This is a genomic window from Helicobacter valdiviensis (assembly GCF_003245365.1).
GTDB lineage: Bacteria > Campylobacterota > Campylobacteria > Campylobacterales > Helicobacteraceae > Helicobacter_D > Helicobacter_D valdiviensis.
Genome location: NZ_NBIU01000066.1, coordinates 1 through 3,217, shown reverse-complemented (window position 1 = coordinate 3,217; position 3,217 = coordinate 1). Strand labels below are relative to the sequence as shown.

Annotated in this window: 3 protein-coding genes and 1 pseudogene; all 4 read right to left on the bottom strand. The window is 26.5% G+C overall.

Going from position 1 to position 3,217, the window contains the following annotated elements:
- Positions 1 to 431 (bottom strand): annotated as a pseudogene (locus B6S12_RS11580) (hypothetical protein); the annotation flags it as partial.
- A 189-nt stretch (positions 432 to 620) separates the two neighbouring features.
- A complete protein-coding gene (locus B6S12_RS11225) occupies positions 621 to 1,499 on the bottom strand; it encodes a lipase family protein (protein ID WP_181451045.1) in 879 nt (292 codons plus the stop codon).
- A gap of 655 nt (positions 1,500 to 2,154) precedes the next feature.
- Positions 2,155 to 2,541 (bottom strand): type II toxin-antitoxin system death-on-curing family toxin, encoded by a 387-nt coding sequence (locus B6S12_RS10405; protein ID WP_111230707.1) that lies wholly within the window; start codon positions 2,539 to 2,541, stop codon positions 2,155 to 2,157.
- Positions 2,538 to 2,690, bottom strand: coding sequence for a hypothetical protein (locus B6S12_RS11220; RefSeq protein WP_181451044.1), 153 nt, complete (start codon positions 2,688 to 2,690; stop codon positions 2,538 to 2,540). Before B6S12_RS11220 ends, B6S12_RS10405 begins: the two co-directional genes overlap by 4 nt.
- Positions 2,691 to 3,217: the final 527 nt, after the last annotated feature.

The following is a 3,217-nucleotide window of genomic DNA, read 5'->3' as shown; positions in this document are numbered from 1 at the left end:
TAAGTCCTAAGAAGCAAATAAGGTCTTAATTTTTTATAAGTTTCTTCACCCATATATGCCCTAAATTGATCTTCATAATAAGCAAATTCGGGTTTATCTTTGAAGTTAAATTCATAATCAGGATCATTTACATCATAATTATGATCATTGCGATAATATTTGCAACCATTAAAAAGGACTTGAGGAAATTTTTTCTTTGCAGCTTGCATTCGATCCCACATATTATGACCTAAGCTCTCATCTTTTAGTGCTTTTAAATATGCTTTCTCATTTTCTAATATCTCTTCTCTTATCTCTTTATCAAAGATATAAATTCCACCATAATTTCTTGCAAGATTTTCTAGCTCACTTGCTCCTTTTGCTTTAAAAGAACAAGCACTTAAAAAGATTAAAGTAAAAAAGACAAAAACAATCGCTATGGTGATTTTCATCAATCATCCTTCTTTATAAATAAATCATTCTATAATAATTAAAATAATTCTAAAATAAAATTTAAATTTTTATCTTTATCTATTCCTTTACTTTTAATTTAGAATAAATAGGAATTTGCAAATTTACTCCTAATTAATATAGATCAATTATTTTATTATAAACTAATTTACTTAATATCTTTGATTCATTTAAATTCTTGTTTTTAGATATTTTTGTTTTAATTCTTCATCTATTTTATAAATTTGATTTAAATTATAAGCTCTTAATTCTTTTGCACCAGGAGAGTTAAAAGTATAAACTTCTTTAACATTGGCACTAAAATTAGCACTCACTAAAGAAAGGGTAAGCACTTGTGCTAACGCTCCACCTAAAGAATGCCCTACAATTATTAATCCTCTATCTTCTTTAATATTTGGAAATTCTTTAGCACATTCAGAGTAAAATTGTATCATATCCAGATATTGTTCATAAGGAACTTTACCCAAAGTCAGTTCTTTATCTGCCCCTATAACATCCCCTTTGAAATCGCTTGGAAACTCTGTCCCACGCATTACTATAATCTTTTGATTATTATCTTTAGTATCTTCAAACAAAGTAGCACTAAAGCCACTTGTAGTGTTAGGTTGATGTTTTAAAAGTCTAAATCTATTTACAAATTCAATAGTTCTTTTACTTAATGTATCATTTAATCCTACTCTACTAATATCATTATTTAAAGTTATTTCATTATAAAAAAAGCAAGTATCCACAAAAGGAATGCAATAACTATCTTTTTTAATTATTTTACTTTGTTCAAAACGGGCTTGTATAGCACAAGCATAGGCTGTATTTGTGTTTTTAGGTTTTACAGCATCTTTCCCTTTGTTATTTTTAACAACAATATCTTGCTTTATTTTATCACCAAGAGTAAGTTTATCTGCTTTATAAATATTATTCTTTTCATCTTGCTCTATATTTTCCCAAACATATTGCAACATCGCATAACTAGCATCCGCTACATTAGCATAATCTAAAAATTTAGTGATTAAGTCTAATTTGGCTTCTTGTGTTTTAATATTCTTACTCATTTGTTATTCCAAAAATCTAAATCTCAAATTATCTTTCTAATTTTTTATCTAACATCTTCACAATATAGCCTTCTATGATATCTAAAATAGAATCCAGCACCCTCATCACCTCTTAAAAATATACCATTATATAAAGCAAAAGGATTGGGCATTTTTTTATATTTTTTATCATAAACTACTGTTATAACTCCACCATTTCATCTCTCAGATTTAATTACATCTTTTATATCATAGTAAGTAAATGTTTCATTTAGTTTCTTATAATAAAAATATTCATAACCATCATCCTTAACTCGTTTTTCTGCAGAAGGCTTTTTTGTAAAATCGCTATACATTTCCCAATAAGCTTTATCATAAATTATTACTTTACTATCTATATCTTTGCACAACCTCTTAAACTCATAATATTGTGGATCCATATATTGATAAGAACAACCACCTTTAAAAAATAATAAAAGATGTCAAAGAAGCTTTAAAGGCTCTATTGCTTTGATGTTAGAGAAAAAAAGATAAGCTTAAAGAAACTAATGAAGTTAAAAGAGCAAGAATTAATATAACTATTTCTTCAAAATTATTAGAAGAAATTGACAAAACTACACATAATCGCTCACAATTTTTAAGTGATTGTTCTTTTAGAGCTTTGTAAAAAAGACAGTTATGAGTTGCTAAAGTTTTTTATAAAATTCTGCAAAATCTCATTGAATTCATTTTTTGAAAGAGTATTATTTGCTACATTTACAACGACATCTTCCATAATTTCGGCAAACTTTTCATTATATTTGTCATCTAAGTCTAAAAAATGCATTCCTAAAAATATAGAAGTGCGTTTATTACCATCTAAAAAAGGGTGAAATTTAATACAAGAAAACATCAAATGGGTAATTTTATCGGCGATTGTAGGATAATAATCATCATTTTTAATATGTTCTAAAGCACTTGCTAAATAGGAGATTTGTTTATCATTATAGCCACTTAATCCCCCTATTAGCTCAATAATCTTATCATGTATGGTAATAGCTTCATTGAGTGTTATGTATTTCATTTATCTTTAAGTCTTTCAAATACGGCTCTAATAGCAGGTTTTTTAAGTTCTTTTTCCATTTTTTCCATAGTTTTTTTAACCGCCTCTCTTTCTTTTAGATATTCTTCTGTATTTTGTGAAGAGCGTTGATAAGTTTTTTGTTTTTGCATGATAAACTCCTTATGGTTTTGTGATTATATACTTTAAAGACTTAATACATATTATACTTTAATCCTTAAAACAATCTTCCTTCACTCAAGAATAATCCTTTATTAGTTTCTACAAACACAAGACAACTATAAAGACAACCAACCATAACTATAAATATCCAACAAACACACCATAAAAATCATTCAATAAATCCATAAAAATAAAAACCAAAAACATTAAGTTTTAAGTAAAACAAATAACAAACACTTAAAAAATAGAGAACAGATATTAAAAAGTAAATTTATAAAAGTCTCAGCAATATCTAAAGAACTAAAGAACTAAAGAACTAAAGAACTAAAGAACTAAAGAACTAAAGAACTAAAGAACTAAAGAACTAAAGAACTAAAGAACTAAAGAACTAAAGAACTAAAGAACTCTATACAAAGATAGATAAATTATAGACACACCCTAAATAACAAACCATTCACTCTTCTAATAAGCACAACACTCTAAACTCCATAAAGTAATCAATAACCTAAATCTTTAC